This window comes from Streptomyces sp. NPDC047085 (genome assembly GCF_040643735.1).
Taxonomy (GTDB): domain Bacteria; phylum Actinomycetota; class Actinomycetes; order Streptomycetales; family Streptomycetaceae; genus Streptomyces.
Genome location: NZ_JBEYUW010000003.1, coordinates 289,097 through 303,739, shown reverse-complemented (window position 1 = coordinate 303,739; position 14,643 = coordinate 289,097). Strand labels below are relative to the sequence as shown.

Below are 14,643 nucleotides of genomic sequence, written 5' to 3'. Positions count from 1 at the left end.
TCAGTGCCGCCCCCTACGCTGCTCCGCACCGACCGAAGATCACGCACGGAGGGACATCGACATGGGCGGCAACTGCTGGGTGGACACGCGGCCGTACCAACCGGACCTGGCGGCGGCGTTCCGCCAGGCCCAGGAGGAGGAGCTGGCGAAGGACGACCACGGCTTCCCGGGCCGCACGATCGAGGAGCTGTGGCGGGACCCGGCCTGGCACGAGTACATCTTCACCGGCGGCACGGCCACGGTCCTGGACTTCCCCATGATCATCGACGCGAACGACCCCGACGACGGTCCCTTCATGCGCCCGCTGACGGATGAGGAGATCCGCGCCTGGTGCCCCAACGGCCGTCCCACAGAAGAGGAATGGGACGAGGCGCTGGACACCGAACGCCTGGAGTTCCCGGGCCGAGCACAAGGCAGATGCACGGTCCTCTACACGGACGGCCGTCCCACGCACATCGGGTACTGGGGAGTCACGGCGGACTAGAGCCGGCCGAGATCGCGGCGCGGCCGTCCGTGCAGGGTCAGCCAGAAGGTCTGCAACGACTCCTCAGGACCGCCGCCCACCTCGAAGCGGTTGAGCACCTTGCCGAGCGGGTTCCACACCCGCCCGTCCGGCATGCGTATGCCCACGGGTTGCCCGAAGTAGGCCTGCTGGTCGGCGTCGAAGTCGACCCACACCGCGCCCGCGCGGCGCACCAACACCTCACCGACGTACGCCCCGAGCCCGAAGAAGACCCTCTGTGCCCGCCCCGGATCGCTGCCTCCCTTGCGCATCCCGTCGATCAGGAAGTCCACGACCCGCAGACTGCGCTCGGAGTAGTCCAGCGGCAGCCGACTGCGGGCCGTGGCACGTGCGACGAAGGCCGCCGCGTACGCACGCATCTCGCTCGCGTACGGCCGCACGTCCCGTTCACTCATGAGAACCGTTCCCCCTTCGCCCAGACACAGGGGGGCGCGGAAGGACCCCGTTCCCCCTGATCAACAAGCGGAGTTGGGCTCTCCAACATCACGGGTTGCAGAAGTGTCAATCACCACAGGTGAATTCACACCAGGAATACAACCTTCTTAGCCGACGGTGCGTCGCACGGGTCACTTCGCACCGGACGGCAACGCCACACTCCCGCTGAACACCCCACGGCTGTCGGCCCGCGCCTCCTGGCTCACCGTGATGTCCCCGCCCTGGAACGGCACGAGGAACGTGAACGCGTACCGGTGTGACACGGGCCGATACCCGTGCGCCTCGTCCAACTCCCACGTCTCGCTGAAGCTCTTGAGCGTGATCTGCCCGTCGGCCGCCGTCACCCCGGCCTTGCGCAACTGAGCCAGCGTGGGCTCCACCTCCCGCACCGCCCGTTTCAGTGCGGGTCGGCTCCGGGCGGCCGACAACTGCCATCCGGACGCGCTGACTTGAAGCCGGACGCCCGTCGCCGTACGACTCACCGTCGCACTCTTCGCGTACGCCGCGAACGCGTCCAGCTCGGCGATCGGATCCTCGACGTCGTTGGCGATGTCGGGATCGGACAGCGGGCCGCGCTTCCAACCCTCGGCGCCATCCTTGACGTAACCCGTCCCGTCGACGACGTACACCACCTCGGGCTTGCGCTCACCCTTGCTGGTGGTGACCGTGCCGTTCTGCTGGACCGCGGCGGGGGCGGTGGTGCGGTGCACGGTCGCGGCGTACGTCGCGCTGGACGGCGCCTGCCCCTGCATCACGGCGGACTCACTGCCACGCAGGGCGAACGTCCACCCCTTCTCGGCGCCCAGGGCCTGGCGTGCGCGGGCGACGAACTGCGCGGCGGTCTTCGGCGGCGGGGCGGGCTTGGACGTGCGCGTGGGCCGTGCCGTCCGCGTCGACTCGGTCTTCGACGAAGCATGCCGACCCGCCGGCTTCTTCTTGCCGCCGTGAGCGGAGCATCCGGACGACACGGCCACGGCAGCCGCGACCAACACGACACCGACGGCACGGCGTCCACTCAGACGGACACGTATTCCGGTTCCGGACAGCACGTCACAGCCCTTCGGCGAGGTCGGGACTTCGATGGCGGCGCCGGTTATACAGCAGCCGACGACGCGACAGCGAGCAGCCGGACAAAGGGGGCGCGCAGGGTTATGGGACCAGGGAGAGACGCTCGTCAGAGGACGGCCTGCCCACGAAGAACCGCCCGGACCGCAGCCGCGCCCCGCACGGCGACCTGACCACCGGCCGGGGACGACCCAGCCTCCTCCACAGCCTGTGCGCTATGGCAGTCCCGGCACAGGGACTCGTCCGCGACCGGCCGGAAGAGGAGCGGCTGCGTGTGCCGCCCGCTCTCACACTCCCGCATCTGAGCGACGCGCGGCGGTGGCGGAACGCTGGTGACGGTGGCCGGAGGCAGTGGCGGAATCTCGCGCAGCACGTACCGCACCAGACCCCCGGGCCGATGAATGACCCGCTCCCGCCCGGGCAGGGCCCGCCGCACCTGCTCCCGCACGTCGGCCGCCGTGTGCCCGTACGCCAGCCACTCCGCCGCGAGCGCGGCGAGCTGCGGGAGCATGCCGCGCGGGAAGCGCAGTCGCGGGTCCAAGTCGCTGAGTGATTCGATGACTTGCCGGGCATCAGCAAGCTGTTCGGACGCGACGGAGGGGGTCTGAACCGGATGGAGGGAGGTGTTCTCCCGAACCGGGTTCTCTGGATGACGGCCGACGTCCCGACCCCTCGGCTCACCGGCGGCCGGAGGCCCGCCCGCCGGAGCCACCCCGGCGCCGGACGCCCGCGCCTTCGCCGCTTCCTCCCTCGTCAGCGGCACGTTCGACACGAGCTGCACGGTCGCCCACAGCCCTCGCACCCCCTGCTCCCGCCACTCGTGCAGGTACCCCTCGGCCTTCAGCTCGCGCTTCGCCCGAAGGAAGGCACACTTGCCGATCCCGGCACGCTCGGCGGTACGCGACAAGGAGTCCCTCGCGTCGGCCGGGAGCGACAACTGCCAGGTCAGCAGCCGTACGGCGTCGGAGGAGAGCCGGGGATGGCGGAGGATGTCGTTCGGCACCTGGGTGTAGTGACGGGCAGGCGCGATAGCATGGCGGAGCATTTCCCGGTGGCCTACTTCCACTGGTGATGAAGGCCCTCGCCGCCGGTTGCAGCCAGCGACGGGGGCCGCTTCACGTCCGCACACGACGGACGGATGAAGCAAGCTGTCGCGCACACCGTACCGCAACTTCCGTACACGCTCGGTCACTTCGTGTAATCATGAGTTGGCGACTGCGAAGCCTCATGCGGGAGTTGCACATGGCGATCGAGGACAACCCCGGATCCCGTACCAGCTACGGAGAAGAACTACGGCGCCGACGGGAGGCGGCCGGGCTCACTCAGGAAGAGTTGAGCGTTCGGGCGATCATGTCCCGGACACACATCGCCCACATCGAGGCAGGCCGCCGTAGACCAGCGCTGGAGGACGCCCGGCGCCTGGACCAGGTGCTGGAGACCGGTGGCATCTTCGAGCGATTCCTGCCCACGCAGGGCGAGGGCCGGGTCGCCGAACACTTCGCCGAGGCGTTACGGCTGGAACAGCAGGCGAAGGTCATCAGGGTGTACGCACCAAAGCTGGTACCTGGCCTTCTCCAGACCGAGGCGTACGCATGTGAGGTCCTGCAGTCCGGCTTCCCGCCAAGGACCGACGAGGAGCGTGACCAGCTCCTCGCCACACGGCTCGACCGCGCCCGCATCCTTTCCGAATTCAAGTCCCCCGTGCTCTGGGCTCTGCTCGACGAGGCAGTGCTGCGACGCCCGGTCGGCGGTCCGGCCGTGATGAGCGAACAGCTCCATCACGTTGCCGCGTTGGGCGAGAGCCGCCGCATCCGCGTGCACGTTCTCCCCTACTCCGTGGGGTATCACGCACTGCTGGAAGGCATCGTCACCTTGATGTGGTTCGAGGACCTGCCGCCGGTCGCGTACGTGGAAGGTCTGAAGACGGGCCGCGTGCTCGAAGTGCCGTCCGTGGTAAGGGAATGCCAGGTCGCCTACGATCACGCGCTGGGAGACGCGCTCTCACACCACGACTCCCTGGCGCTGATCCGATCGATCGCGGAGGATTACGAGCATGCAGAGCAGCCGTGAACAGCATCACGCATGGCGCAAGTCGTCGTACAGCGGAGGCGAGAGCGGCGACTGCCTGGAGGTGAACGACTCCCACCCCACCCACGTCCCCGTCCGCGACAGCAAGAACCCCCACGGCCCGGCCGTACTCTTCGCCGCGCCCGCCTGGGCTGCCTTCGTGGCGACAGTGTCCCGATTGGAGGGGTCGGGCGAGGATTGGTAGATCAGAAGGCTCAAGAACGTGGTGCAGATCGAGCGGTTGGCGGACCTGAAGCCCGTCCATCAGCGTCAGGCTGCCGTCCTGGCCCTGTGGCGGTGGCGTGCGCCCGTGTTCGCGTTCGAGCTCGATGCAGAGTGGGGTGTCGATCAGGCTGCGCTGGAGTCGCTGTTCCAATTGGCAGCTTCAGCTGCGAGTGAACAGTCGGATCGTGCAGTCCAGCAAGCGATCGCCGAGCTGTGCATGGCCCCGCTCTTCACGTCTGAAGTCGACCCGGACACGGTCCAGCTCTTCCAGTTGGAGACCATCAGCAGCCTGCTGACCTTCGGCGAGTTGCTGGACAAGCCTGACGTGGACGTAGCAGAGCGAGTGGTCGAGGGCTCAGCCGGCCTGGCGAACTACCTTGATGACCTCATCGAGGGCTCGTTCTACTCGCACCCCTCGGAGGAAGCCCATCGCGACTACCTCGCAAACCTGGTGGACCAGGCGAGCGAGGGGTATTTCGCGTCGCGCAACTTCGCCGTCGAATCCGCCTGCCATGGCGCTCTCCGGGCTCTCCCCGACGCCGCAGGCCTGCTCGACTCGTTAGCGGGTCGCGAGTTGCTCGCGCTGTGCGAAGACCTCGGCGAGGAACTCATCACAACGATGCGGTGGCTCCGCGCGACGGGCCACTAGCGATCGCGTCGTGAGCCGGAGGACGAGTGCGGCAGCCGTGACGTGCGGCTTCATTTCAGCTGCCGATCAGTCGATGCGGTCGTCCAGGCCCAGCACCTCCGGGAAGTCGCTGGGGAAGTTCCTGGGCATGCCCGGCACGTCGATGGTGCGCCCGTACACGCCGGCCAGGAACTCGACGGCACCGAGCGGGAACTCGAACCACTCGGCGTTGTCCGTGCGGACGACCACTGGCCATGCGTCCGGGTCCGCGGGGCTCGTCCTCCAGTAGAAGGTGTCCCCCGAATTGGACGACGCCCAGGAGATCAGGCCTCCCGGCTGCGGGAAGGGAACGTAGTCCTCGGTGTCGCCCATCTCGTACAGATCCTGAAGGATCTCGTCGTCCCTGGACGCGGATCCCCACAACGTCTCGGCACCGGGCGTCGGAGAGGACACCATGAGGAAGTCATCGATGACAAGCACCGGATACGCCTCCGCCAGAGAGCGGAAGTCCGAGGGCAGCGCCGTCCCGAGGGCCGCCTCAAGGGCGGCCCAGTCCACGTTGCGCCCACCAGGCACACGCCACGCCGTCATCGCCGGAAGCGCGGCCTCCAGCTCTTCGATCCTCAGCATGTCGTCCGCCAATCCGGGCTGTTCCTGACCACGGTGTTCTCGGACACTACTCCGTCAGCTCCAGCTCTCCAGTCGGGGCGGCGGAGCTCCGGACTTCGGCGCCCCCGTGAGCTCACGCCCAGGGTCTGCGCCGTCTTACGACGGCGCACCCATCCGCGTTGCACCCGCCGTTCCTCGCGGGGCGGTCCTCGCGACTGGAGGGCACCTCAGTAAATGCATCCGGCGCTCTGCGTTCCCGCCCCGGACTGTGCCTTGAACATGCCGAGGAACAGTATCGCCGTCAACGCCTGGCGTTTCTCCAGACCAGTCGTTGGGAGCCCTTCAGAGTCGGATCAGCTTCCGGGGTGCCTTCAGGGAGGACCGGCGCCAGGGTTTCGAAGACTCTTTCCATCACTTCGTCGTCGTAGTCGGCGAGGTCCTCGCAAGCCTGCAGCAAAACGGCACCCGTGGGGAGCTCCCTGACCCGGAAGAACGCGCCGCTGCGTTCGAGCGCGGCGAAGCCTCCGAGAGTCCGGGCCAGTTCCGAAGGGAGAACTGTCACCCAGGAATAGCCGCGCAGTCGCTCACGGCCCTTTCGGATCGATACGCGGCCCGAGCGGCCGTGGATCGCCCGGTCGAGGGCCGTGTGACCCAGGGTAGGCTGATCGTCGCACACATGCCCGTAGGTCGGATCCACCTTCGCGGCGGCAGCATGGAGAAAGTCGGCCCACCTGCGGGACCTCTCCGCCGTATCGCCTTCTCTTTCAGGAGAGAGGGCCGAAACAACCTGCAACTGCGCCACCCACGGCCAGTCATCGTCCACCGAAAGGCTGACACGAATGAACTCCTCGGCGAGTTCAGGCCCCAGTTCAGGGTCGGCTTCGGCGCCGAGAACACACAGGCGGAGATGCGCCGACGTCGGGTACTCGGCCAGTTCACGGGTCATCCACTCGAGCGACTCTGGAGAGAGCGGGCGCGGGTCACCGAGTCGACGCTCGGGGTTCCAGACATACACCTCGCCCCACAGTGTCCCAGGCCTTCCGAGTGGGCCTCCCGTTTTCTCCCTTTCAGCGAACGGCCAGGCCCGCATCGCCGATTCCCAGAACACCGGTGCCACCGCCCGAACAGCATGGGCAAGCCAATCCGAAGACACCTCTGGAAATCCTGCTCCTCCCGCGGTGTCCACATCCAGCATGGCGTACATCGCGTTGGGCTTCCCCTGCATATCCTTCCCTCTCCACGACGATGGCCGGGCGCCGACCGGAGTCCCGGTCGGCGCCCGGCGTGCGCTCACGCCACCAGCGCGAACGCTTCCTTCAGCATGCCTCCTGCGATGGCCAAGGTCGGTGCGTCGTCAGCGACTCCGAGACCGCCGGTGCCGACGTCCTCGGCGATCGTACCGACGCCGATGGCCAGGCCCAGCAGGCCGAGACCCACGCCCTCCGCGATGTCCGTCGCCGAGTGGCCCTCGTTGTTCTGGTGCTGTTCCTGCTTCTCGTCGTCGTCATCGTCGTAGACCTTGTACCACCTCATTCCCCCGAATCCGTCCTTGGGATTTCCGGACCAGGCTCGGATCGTCTTCTGCTTCCCATTGGCGTCCGGAGCCGTCCGCAGGACGGAAGACGGCAGGCCGAACCCTTCCTTGACGTCGACGTTCCGTCCTGCCTGCGCGTATTCCTCCTGCAGTTTGTCCATATAGCGGTGGAGCTGCTTCGGCCCCATCACCCTGTGGCTTTCCTTCTCACCGTCGAAGGTGGACGAACCGCCGATGGACTTGACCTCCCAGATCCAGACCTTGTCCTTGTTCCGCCCCTTGCCGGTGAGAATGATGTCGGCGTATCCGATGTCCTCGCCGTTCTTGCCTGCGTAGGGAATGACGTTGTCGTGGTCCCGAATGGTGATCGTTCCACTGATTCCGAGGTTCTTCATCTCCGCCCGGATGAGCTTCACGGTGTTGGTCACCACACGGTCGTGCGTGGACCCCAGGGACGTGGAGGTGGTCCAACCGCCTCCCGGGTCGAGCATGTGCCCGTCGAGCTCGATGAACGTGGTCGGATTACCGCCCGCGAAGGCGTACCGATTGCTCGTGTACGGGTCCGTGCCGAGCCCCATGTCCGACAGCGCGCCGTTGTACATGTCCCGGCTCGTGAAGCGGTTCAGCCCGGGGTTGTAGTCGCGGAAGCCCATGTCGTACGTGCCCGACTGGGCGTCCCAGCGCTTGGCGTTGTAACGGTAGGGGTTGTACGCCTCCTTCGTCGGGTCGGCCGTGTCGGGCTTGTCGATGCCGGTGAACTCGGACGTGTCGTCGGAGCCGTAGGCGGTGTAGCCGTATGTCGCCTTCGTGTCGCCGTTCTTGTCCGTGAGGGTTTCGACGTCGGAGTGGCTGTTGTAGCCGTAGTAGCCGTCCTCGGTCGTGCCGTCGGTGTTGTACTTGATCTGCGACAGGCGCTCGCCCCACGGGCTGTACTGGTACGACTTCGTCAGCGTGCCGGCGACCTTCTCGTCCAGGACCTCGGAGGACAGGCCCAGGTACTCGAAGTCCGTGGTCTTGCCGTCCGCCGTCTTCGACACGGTACGGTCGAACGGGTCGAAGGTGTACGTGGTCGACTTCATCGCACCCGTGTCGTCCATCTTCTGGGACTCGACGACGTGGTCGAAACCGTCGTAGACGCTCCGGGAGATGACCTTCCCGTCCGAGGCGGATGTCACCGACTCCTGGCGGCCGAAGGGATCGTAGTTGTACTTGGCGGTGGCACCCCCGACGGTGGCGCTCAGCAGACGGTTACGGTCGTAGTCGTAGGTGGTGGTGACGTTCTTGACGGTCTGGCTGATGACATTGGCGTTGTTGTCGTGAACGTACGTCTCCGTCCCGGCACCGTTGCCGGTCTTCACCGCCTGCTTCAGCCGGTCGGCCGGGTCGTAGGTGTAGTCCGTCGTCGAGGACAGGTACGCCGAGTGGTTGTCGGCGTTCATCTTCTGTGCGACGTCCTGCGACTTGTTGCCGTTCGGGTCGTAGGCGTAGGCGTGGGAGTCGACGAGGGTGCCGTTGGGCTTCTTCTCCGTCGACGTCTTCAGCGCCGCGTCCAAGTAGTACGTGTAGTCGATCGTGTTGCCGTTGGCCTTCGTCTCCTGGAGCTTCTGACCACGATCGGTGTACGTGTACGACGTCACCTTCGGTGAGGCGTCCGTGGCCGACTTGCCCACGGATACGGTCTTCACCAAGTTGCGAAGGTCGTACGTGTACTTGGAGAACTGGTCCGGGTGCGTGACCGTGTCCACAAGGCCGTTCGGGTCATACGCGTACGACGTGGACTTCTTCTCCGTCCCCGACAGCGACTCGGTGACCTTCTGTACCTGGTTGAGGCCGGTGTAGGCAACCGTGTACGCGTCGATCTTCGCGGTCGAGGACGTGTCGTCGATCTCGGTCGTGTTGCCGTTGAGGTCGTAGGCGTAGGTGAAGTTCGCCTTCTCCGTGTCCGCCGGGTCGCCGCTGGTGTCACGGACGAGCTTGACGGCGTCCGCGACGACCGTGCCGCCGCTGTTCTGGAACAGCTGGAGCTTGGCCGCGTTGCCCTGCTTGAAGGCGAAGGAGCCGAGCGAGACCCAGGTGCCCTGGTTGGCGGTGGCGTTCTGGTCGATCGTCTTGTCGGCCGTGCCGCCGTCGTAGGTCACGGTGTACTTGGCCGTGGTCGCGGCGCCCGTCACCTGCGGGAACTTCACGTACGCCGTGTACGTGCCGTCCTTGGGGATGTTGAGCGTCCACGTGTAGGCGTCCGTGCCGGTGCCGGCCGCGTGGGTCTCGTGGTTGTAGCCCTGCTGGCCGGTGACGTCTGCCTTGGTCCAGGTGCCGGTCTTGGAGGTGTTCTGAGTGTCGGAGTTGTCCACCAGGACGACCGACTTGCCCGCCGGGACGCCGTCGTCCGCGCGGGACTTCAGCGAGCCGTCGGGGTAGTACGACCACGTCATCGTGCGGTCCGAGGAGCCGCCCGCCGAGGTCAGGGTCCGCTTGGTCTGCTGACCCAGCTCGTTGTACTCGTACGTGGTGACGATGTCCCACGGGTCCGTGGAGGACCTCACCCAGCCGTTGTCGAAGTAGCTGTAGGTGGTGTCGTTGCGGACCGTCTCACCGTCCGACGGAGGCAGCGAGGTCTTGGCGACCCGGCCGACCTTGTCGTAGGTCGTCTCCGTGTAGACATTCGGGTCGTTGTATCGGGAGTCCGCCGGGTCGTAGGGCTGGTACTGCTTGACCGGGCGGTTCAGCGCGTCGTACGAGGTGCGGGCAGTGAAGGCGTCGGTGGAACCGGCCGCCGTCGCCCGCGGCGTGAGCACCTTGGTGGTGTTGCCGACCTGGTCGTACTCGTACTTCGTCGAGCGGTAGGTGATGGTCGACGTGCCGTCGTGCGGAACCTTGACCTCGGTCTGCTTGCCGCGCTCGTCGTAGGTGATCGTGGTGGTGTTGTTCTCGGCGTCCGTGGCCGAGGTGACCAGGCCGTCCTTGTCGTAGCCCTTCTTGGCGGTCTTGCCGGCCGCGTCCGTGACGACGGTGACCCGGTGGTCCAGGTCGTAGTCGGTCTTGGTGGTGTAGTCGGTCGTGTCGGCGGTGGCGTTCTTCTTCGGGTCGATGACCTTGGTGACGTTGCCGACGTTGTCGTACTCGTAGGAGACCTTGTCACTGTTCGCGTTGACCACGGACGTGAGCTGGTAGATCTCGTCGTAGTTGTTCGTCGTGACGAAGTCGGTCGCGTCCGTCGTCGTCGCCGTGCCCTTGGGCTCGGTCGTCGTCTTCAGGTTGCCGACCTTGTCGTAGGTGTAGGACGTGGTGCGCGGGCTGGTCTGGTTGTTCGCCGGCGCCGTCGCCGACGTGACCTGGTCCGCGTTGTCGTACACCGCCGTCGAGACGGCCCCGTTCGGCGCCGTCGACTTCGTGACATTGTTGTTCTCGTCGTACACCGGCGCCGGGGTCGTGATCACGACGCCGGTGTCCTTGGGCACGGTGTTGACCAGCGGACGCCCGAACGTGTCGTACGTCTGCGTGGTTACCTTGCTGTTGGCGTCGGTGACCTGGGTGACCTGGCCCCGCTCGTCATAGACGAACTGGGTCGCGAAACTCTTCGCGTCCGTGATCGTCGCCGGGTAACCGGTCGGCCCGAAGCCGCTGTACGTGGTCGGGTTGCCGTTGGCGTCGGTCGCCTTGGTCAGCTCACCGTAGGCGTCGTAGTCGTACTTCGTGGTGTAGTCGTCCGGCACCGATGTGGTCGCGACGCCCTTGGGGTCCGTGACCGTCTTCAGGTTGCCGAAGCTGTCGTAGCCGAACTGCCAGGCGCGGCCCTCGGGCGACGTCTTGCGGAACAGGTCCGCCGAGTAGCCGTCGGCGCGGGTCTGGTACTCGTACTTCGAGGCGTTCGCCGGCCACTTGGTTGTGTCGGCAACGCAGGTGGCCGTCTGGTCCGGCACGCCTGCCTTGTTGTTCTCCGCGTCGCGCTGCCAGAGCGGGTAGCCCGTCTTCTGGTCGTAGCAGTACGCGGTTTTCGCCCCGTTGTCCTCCTCCACATACGTGACGTTGTTGTCCGCGTCCCACGACATCTTCGATGTCTGGGACTTGGCGTTGGTCGTCTGGACCGGACGGCCGAAGTCGTCGGTGACGTACTTCGTGGCGTGGGTCTCGGCGTCCGTGACCGTCGTGTCCGTGAACTTGGTGTTCACGGTGTCGGCCGCGTACGCGAAGGCGGTGTCACCGTTCAGACGGTCGGTGATCGTCTTCGTCGACCAGTGGTACTTCGGGTCGTCACCGGTCTGCGGGGCGTAGTACGCCAGCTGGGTGGCGTGGCCGCGCGGGTCGGTGGCCGTGACCAGCTTGACGTTCTTGTTGCCCTGGGTTGCGTCGTAGGTGAACTTGAAGTTCTTCGGCTGGCTGGAGCCGTCGCCGTCGGTGAACTGACCGAGCAGACCCTGCACCGTGTAGTAGAAGGAGATCTTGCGGCCCGAGATGTCCGTGATGGACTTCACGTGGTCGTAGATGTCCGGGTCGGTCAGGCTGGTGCCGGTGACCTTGGCGCCCGTGCCGTCGATGTAGTCGTAGGACGCGTCGCCCTTCTTGTAGTAGTCGACCGTCAGGGACTGCCGGCCCGCCGGGTCGGTGACGTAGGCGAGGAACTTGGCCGCCTTGCCCTGGGTCTTGTGCTGCTCGTAGGTGTAGGTCTGCGTGTTGCCGTTCTTGTCGACCGCCGACGTCAGGTAACCGTCACAGCCGAAGTAGAAGCGGGTTCCGTCCGGGCGCAGCAGGGTCCAGGCGTCCGGGACCGGGTCCTTCGTCGGGGTGCAGTCCAGGCCCGCCTTCATGGTGATGCGGTAGTGGACGCCCGCGGGGGCCTTCCAGCTGCCGTCCGGCTGCTTGGTGAAGGTGTGCGTGGTGCCGTCACCGTCGGGCAGGCGGATCTCGGTGGCGTTCTGCACCGGGTTGGGGTGGAAGTCCAGCTGTGCGCCGAGCCGGATGGGCCCGCCCAGCTGTGCCGACCAGCCCGCGCCCGCGCCACCGGTGGTGTTGTCGGTGTCCTGCGAGTTGTACGCGAACCTGGCGAACGTCGTCAGACCACGCCCCGGGTTGCTGAACGCGTTGTACGACCACACGGTGTTGCCATAGGCGAGGTTGTTCATCACCGTCGAGCCGGCACCGGTGTTCTTACCCGTGTACGAGTAGAACTTCTCCAGGCCGAGCGTGTTGGAGGTGGGGTCTTCCACCGCCACGTTCTGCTTCAGCGTGGGTATGCCACCCGTGCCCGCCGACAGCCAGGAGCCGTCGGAGACCTTCTTGACGTCCCAGCCGAGCACGTACTGGGTGCGCTTGCTGCCCGTATCCGAGTTGATCGGGGTCTTGACCTGCGCCTGGATCGTCGCCGACTGACCGGGCGAGAGTGCCGGGATGGCGGTGGAGAGCTGGTTGCCGCCGTTGGTCACGTCCGTGCCGTCGGGGAGCTTCCAGGTGTACGACAGGACCCGCTCACCCGTCGCCCACGCGCTGGAGGTGGTGTTGGTGACCGTGAAGTCCACCGTGTAGGTGGAGTTGGGGGTCATCCGTGCCGGGGTCTGCGGCGCGTAGTACGTGTCGTCCGTCGTGGAGTCGACGTAGATCACCCGCAGCAGCGGGCCGAGCTGGTAGTCGGAGGCCTCCGAGGCCAGGAACAGGGTGCGCTCCTGCGGGCCGGTGGTGGTCTCGTCCTTCAGCTTCACCAGTGCGCCGTGGTTGGAGGTCGGCGTCTTGATCCAGCCCTGGGTCAGCGACGTGGCGTCCCACCAGTGGCGGCCCACCTCGGAGACCTGGGCGACGGTGTCGGAGACAGTGCCGGAGTAGTCACCGCCGGCCGTGGTCCACGGCGTGGTGGAGGTGGCGTTGTTCCAGGTGGCCTGGGTCTCGTTGAAGTCCTTGTTCAGGCCGTGGAGTTCGTAGATCGCACCATTCGTGCCGGTGGTGGTCTCCGCGCCCCACATGAACAGCCGCGACTCCAGCACCGTGGCCGTGGTCGGGATGCTGGACGTGGTGAACTTCATCACCGCACGGGCCTTGCCGTAGGTGGTGGAGTTGTTGCCGACCTCCAGCCACTTCTGGCCCACGCCGAAGGAGGAGATGGTGTCCTCGTTCGTGGTCGGCTGCCCGGAGGACAGGGTGGTGTCCGTGACCCCGGAGGTGCCCTGGATCAGCCGCATGGTGCGGCCCGCCTTCGGGACGCCGACGATGCGGGTCGGGGAGCCCAGCAGCTGGCCGTCCTTGGTCTTCACCGCGAGCTGGTAGTAGTACGAGCGGCCGATCTCCACCGAGGAGGAGTCCGGGGTCGGGGTCGCGGTGGTGTCCGTGTACGCCGTCGCCGACTTGTCGATCGGGGCCACGAGCGTGGCGGCGGACGGGGTGAACGCCTGCTGCGTGGAGCGGTGCAGCTGGTACTCGACGATGTCCAGGTTCGGGTCGCCGGTGGTGTTGCTGTACGCCTTCCAGGAGAGCTCCGGTCCCGTGGAATGGACGACCGTCGGCGAGTCCAGGGTCGTGCCGACCTTGCCGTAGGTGACCGTCAGCCGCGGGATCGTCGCGGTCTCGCCGCCGTAGTCGCCGTCACCGGACTCGTAGCGCGGGCCGCCGGTCGGCGCCGTCGACGACTCGTCCGTGGCCTTGAGCACGAACCCGTAGTTGGTCGCCGTGCCGTTCACCCACTGCTGAACGGTGTCGGTGACCGGGAACTTGTGCCACTGGTTGTACTCGCCGGTGTTCTTCACGATCGACGCCGGGTTCACCCAGCGCACCGCGTCCGCGATCACCGCCGTCGTGCTGCTGGTGTCCTTCAGGACGACCTTGCCGGCGGTTCCCTTGGCGAAGTTGATCTGCGAGCCGCCGTTCAGGGAGGCCCACACCCCGTTCGTACCGGCCGTCTGGTCCACCGTGTAGGTGGCGGTCGGGTCACTGCTGGTCACCGTGTACGGGGCAGCCGTGGACCGGTCGGTGTACTGCACATAGTGCGCGTCCACCCGGTACGAGGCCGTCTCCGGCAGGTTCGGCTGCCAGGTGTAGGTGTCCCCGAGGATGGCGTCCTTGTTGTACAGGTAGTCGCCGTCGATCCCGTAGGTCGTCGACCCCGGCTTCCACGAGCCGACCGCCGCCGTCGTGCCAGGATCCCCGTCGTCCACCTGGACCGTGGTGCCCGACAGCTCACCCACCAGGTTGCTGGTGTTGGACCAGGTCGCCGTCGCCTCGTCCCACGCCCCCGTCGCCCGGTAGGCGCCGATGGTGACGTCGTTGGCGTTGGTGGTGTGCGCCTGGTCGAAGTACATCTCCAACCGGGCAGAGTCGATCTTCGTGCCCGACGGGATCTCACTCAGCGGGAACTTGATCAGCGAGCGGGAGGTACCCGTGTCGGTCTTGCCCGCCGACAGCTTCCAGGTGGTGTTGAAGTTCGTCGACGCCTGGTCCGACAGGACCATCGTGTCCTGCGAATCCGTCGGCGACGGCGCGATCGTGATCGTCGGATCGATCACCACCGGATAGTGCCGGTCCTTCGACGCCAGCCACTTCGCATCCGGCGTGACCGACAGCTTCCAGGACTTGCCG

Annotated in this window: 10 protein-coding genes; 4 read left to right on the top strand and 6 right to left on the bottom strand. The window is 66.5% G+C overall.

The window, feature by feature from the left end:
- Positions 1 to 61 precede the first annotated feature (61 nt).
- Positions 62 to 484, top strand: a complete 423-nt coding sequence (locus tag ABZ865_RS12450; RefSeq protein ID WP_361228018.1) for a hypothetical protein — start codon at positions 62 to 64, stop codon at positions 482 to 484.
- Here ABZ865_RS12450 and ABZ865_RS12445 read toward each other — a convergent pair.
- The 3 genes from ABZ865_RS12445 to ABZ865_RS12435 all read right to left on the bottom strand — a co-directional run bounded on the left by ABZ865_RS12445 (position 481) and on the right by ABZ865_RS12435 (position 3,068).
- Complete coding sequence (locus tag ABZ865_RS12445; protein WP_361228015.1) at positions 481 to 918, bottom strand: hypothetical protein; 438 nt, start codon at positions 916 to 918, stop codon at positions 481 to 483. The genes ABZ865_RS12450 and ABZ865_RS12445 overlap by 4 nt on opposite strands.
- Before the next feature lie 171 nt (positions 919 to 1,089).
- Positions 1,090 to 1,950: a hypothetical protein gene (locus ABZ865_RS12440; protein ID WP_361228012.1), complete on the bottom strand. Its 861-nt coding sequence runs from the start codon at positions 1,948 to 1,950 to the stop codon at positions 1,090 to 1,092.
- A 182-nt stretch (positions 1,951 to 2,132) separates the two neighbouring features.
- A complete protein-coding gene (locus ABZ865_RS12435; RefSeq protein WP_361228010.1) occupies positions 2,133 to 3,068 on the bottom strand; it encodes a hypothetical protein in 936 nt (311 codons plus the stop codon).
- 197 nt (positions 3,069 to 3,265) lie between these two features.
- Between ABZ865_RS12435 and ABZ865_RS12430 the strand changes: the two genes are divergently transcribed.
- The 3 genes from ABZ865_RS12430 to ABZ865_RS12420 are packed head-to-tail and all read left to right on the top strand — an operon-like array spanning position 3,266 to position 4,964.
- Positions 3,266 to 4,093 carry a helix-turn-helix transcriptional regulator gene (locus ABZ865_RS12430; RefSeq protein ID WP_361228007.1) on the top strand — a complete coding sequence of 276 codons (828 nt, stop codon included), beginning with the start codon at positions 3,266 to 3,268 and terminating at the stop codon, positions 4,091 to 4,093.
- On the top strand, positions 4,077 to 4,295 hold the full coding sequence (locus ABZ865_RS12425; protein WP_361228004.1) for a DUF397 domain-containing protein: 219 nt from the start codon (positions 4,077 to 4,079) through the stop codon (positions 4,293 to 4,295). Before ABZ865_RS12430 ends, ABZ865_RS12425 begins: the two co-directional genes overlap by 17 nt.
- A gap of 18 nt (positions 4,296 to 4,313) precedes the next feature.
- A complete protein-coding gene (locus ABZ865_RS12420; RefSeq protein ID WP_361228001.1) occupies positions 4,314 to 4,964 on the top strand; it encodes a hypothetical protein in 651 nt (216 codons plus the stop codon).
- Between the two features lie 66 nt (positions 4,965 to 5,030).
- Here ABZ865_RS12420 and ABZ865_RS12415 read toward each other — a convergent pair whose 3' ends face one another.
- The 3 genes from ABZ865_RS12415 to ABZ865_RS12405 all read right to left on the bottom strand — a co-directional run bounded on the left by ABZ865_RS12415 (position 5,031) and on the right by ABZ865_RS12405 (position 14,516).
- Positions 5,031 to 5,573 (bottom strand): SMI1/KNR4 family protein, encoded by a 543-nt coding sequence (locus ABZ865_RS12415; protein ID WP_361227998.1) that lies wholly within the window; start codon positions 5,571 to 5,573, stop codon positions 5,031 to 5,033.
- A 280-nt stretch (positions 5,574 to 5,853) separates the two neighbouring features.
- Positions 5,854 to 6,756 carry a hypothetical protein gene (locus tag ABZ865_RS12410; protein WP_361227995.1) on the bottom strand — a complete coding sequence of 301 codons (903 nt, stop codon included), beginning with the start codon at positions 6,754 to 6,756 and terminating at the stop codon, positions 5,854 to 5,856.
- 86 nt (positions 6,757 to 6,842) lie between these two features.
- Complete coding sequence (locus ABZ865_RS12405) at positions 6,843 to 14,516, bottom strand: DNRLRE domain-containing protein (protein WP_361229653.1); 7,674 nt, start codon at positions 14,514 to 14,516, stop codon at positions 6,843 to 6,845.
- Between the last annotated feature and the right edge of the window lie 127 nt (positions 14,517 to 14,643).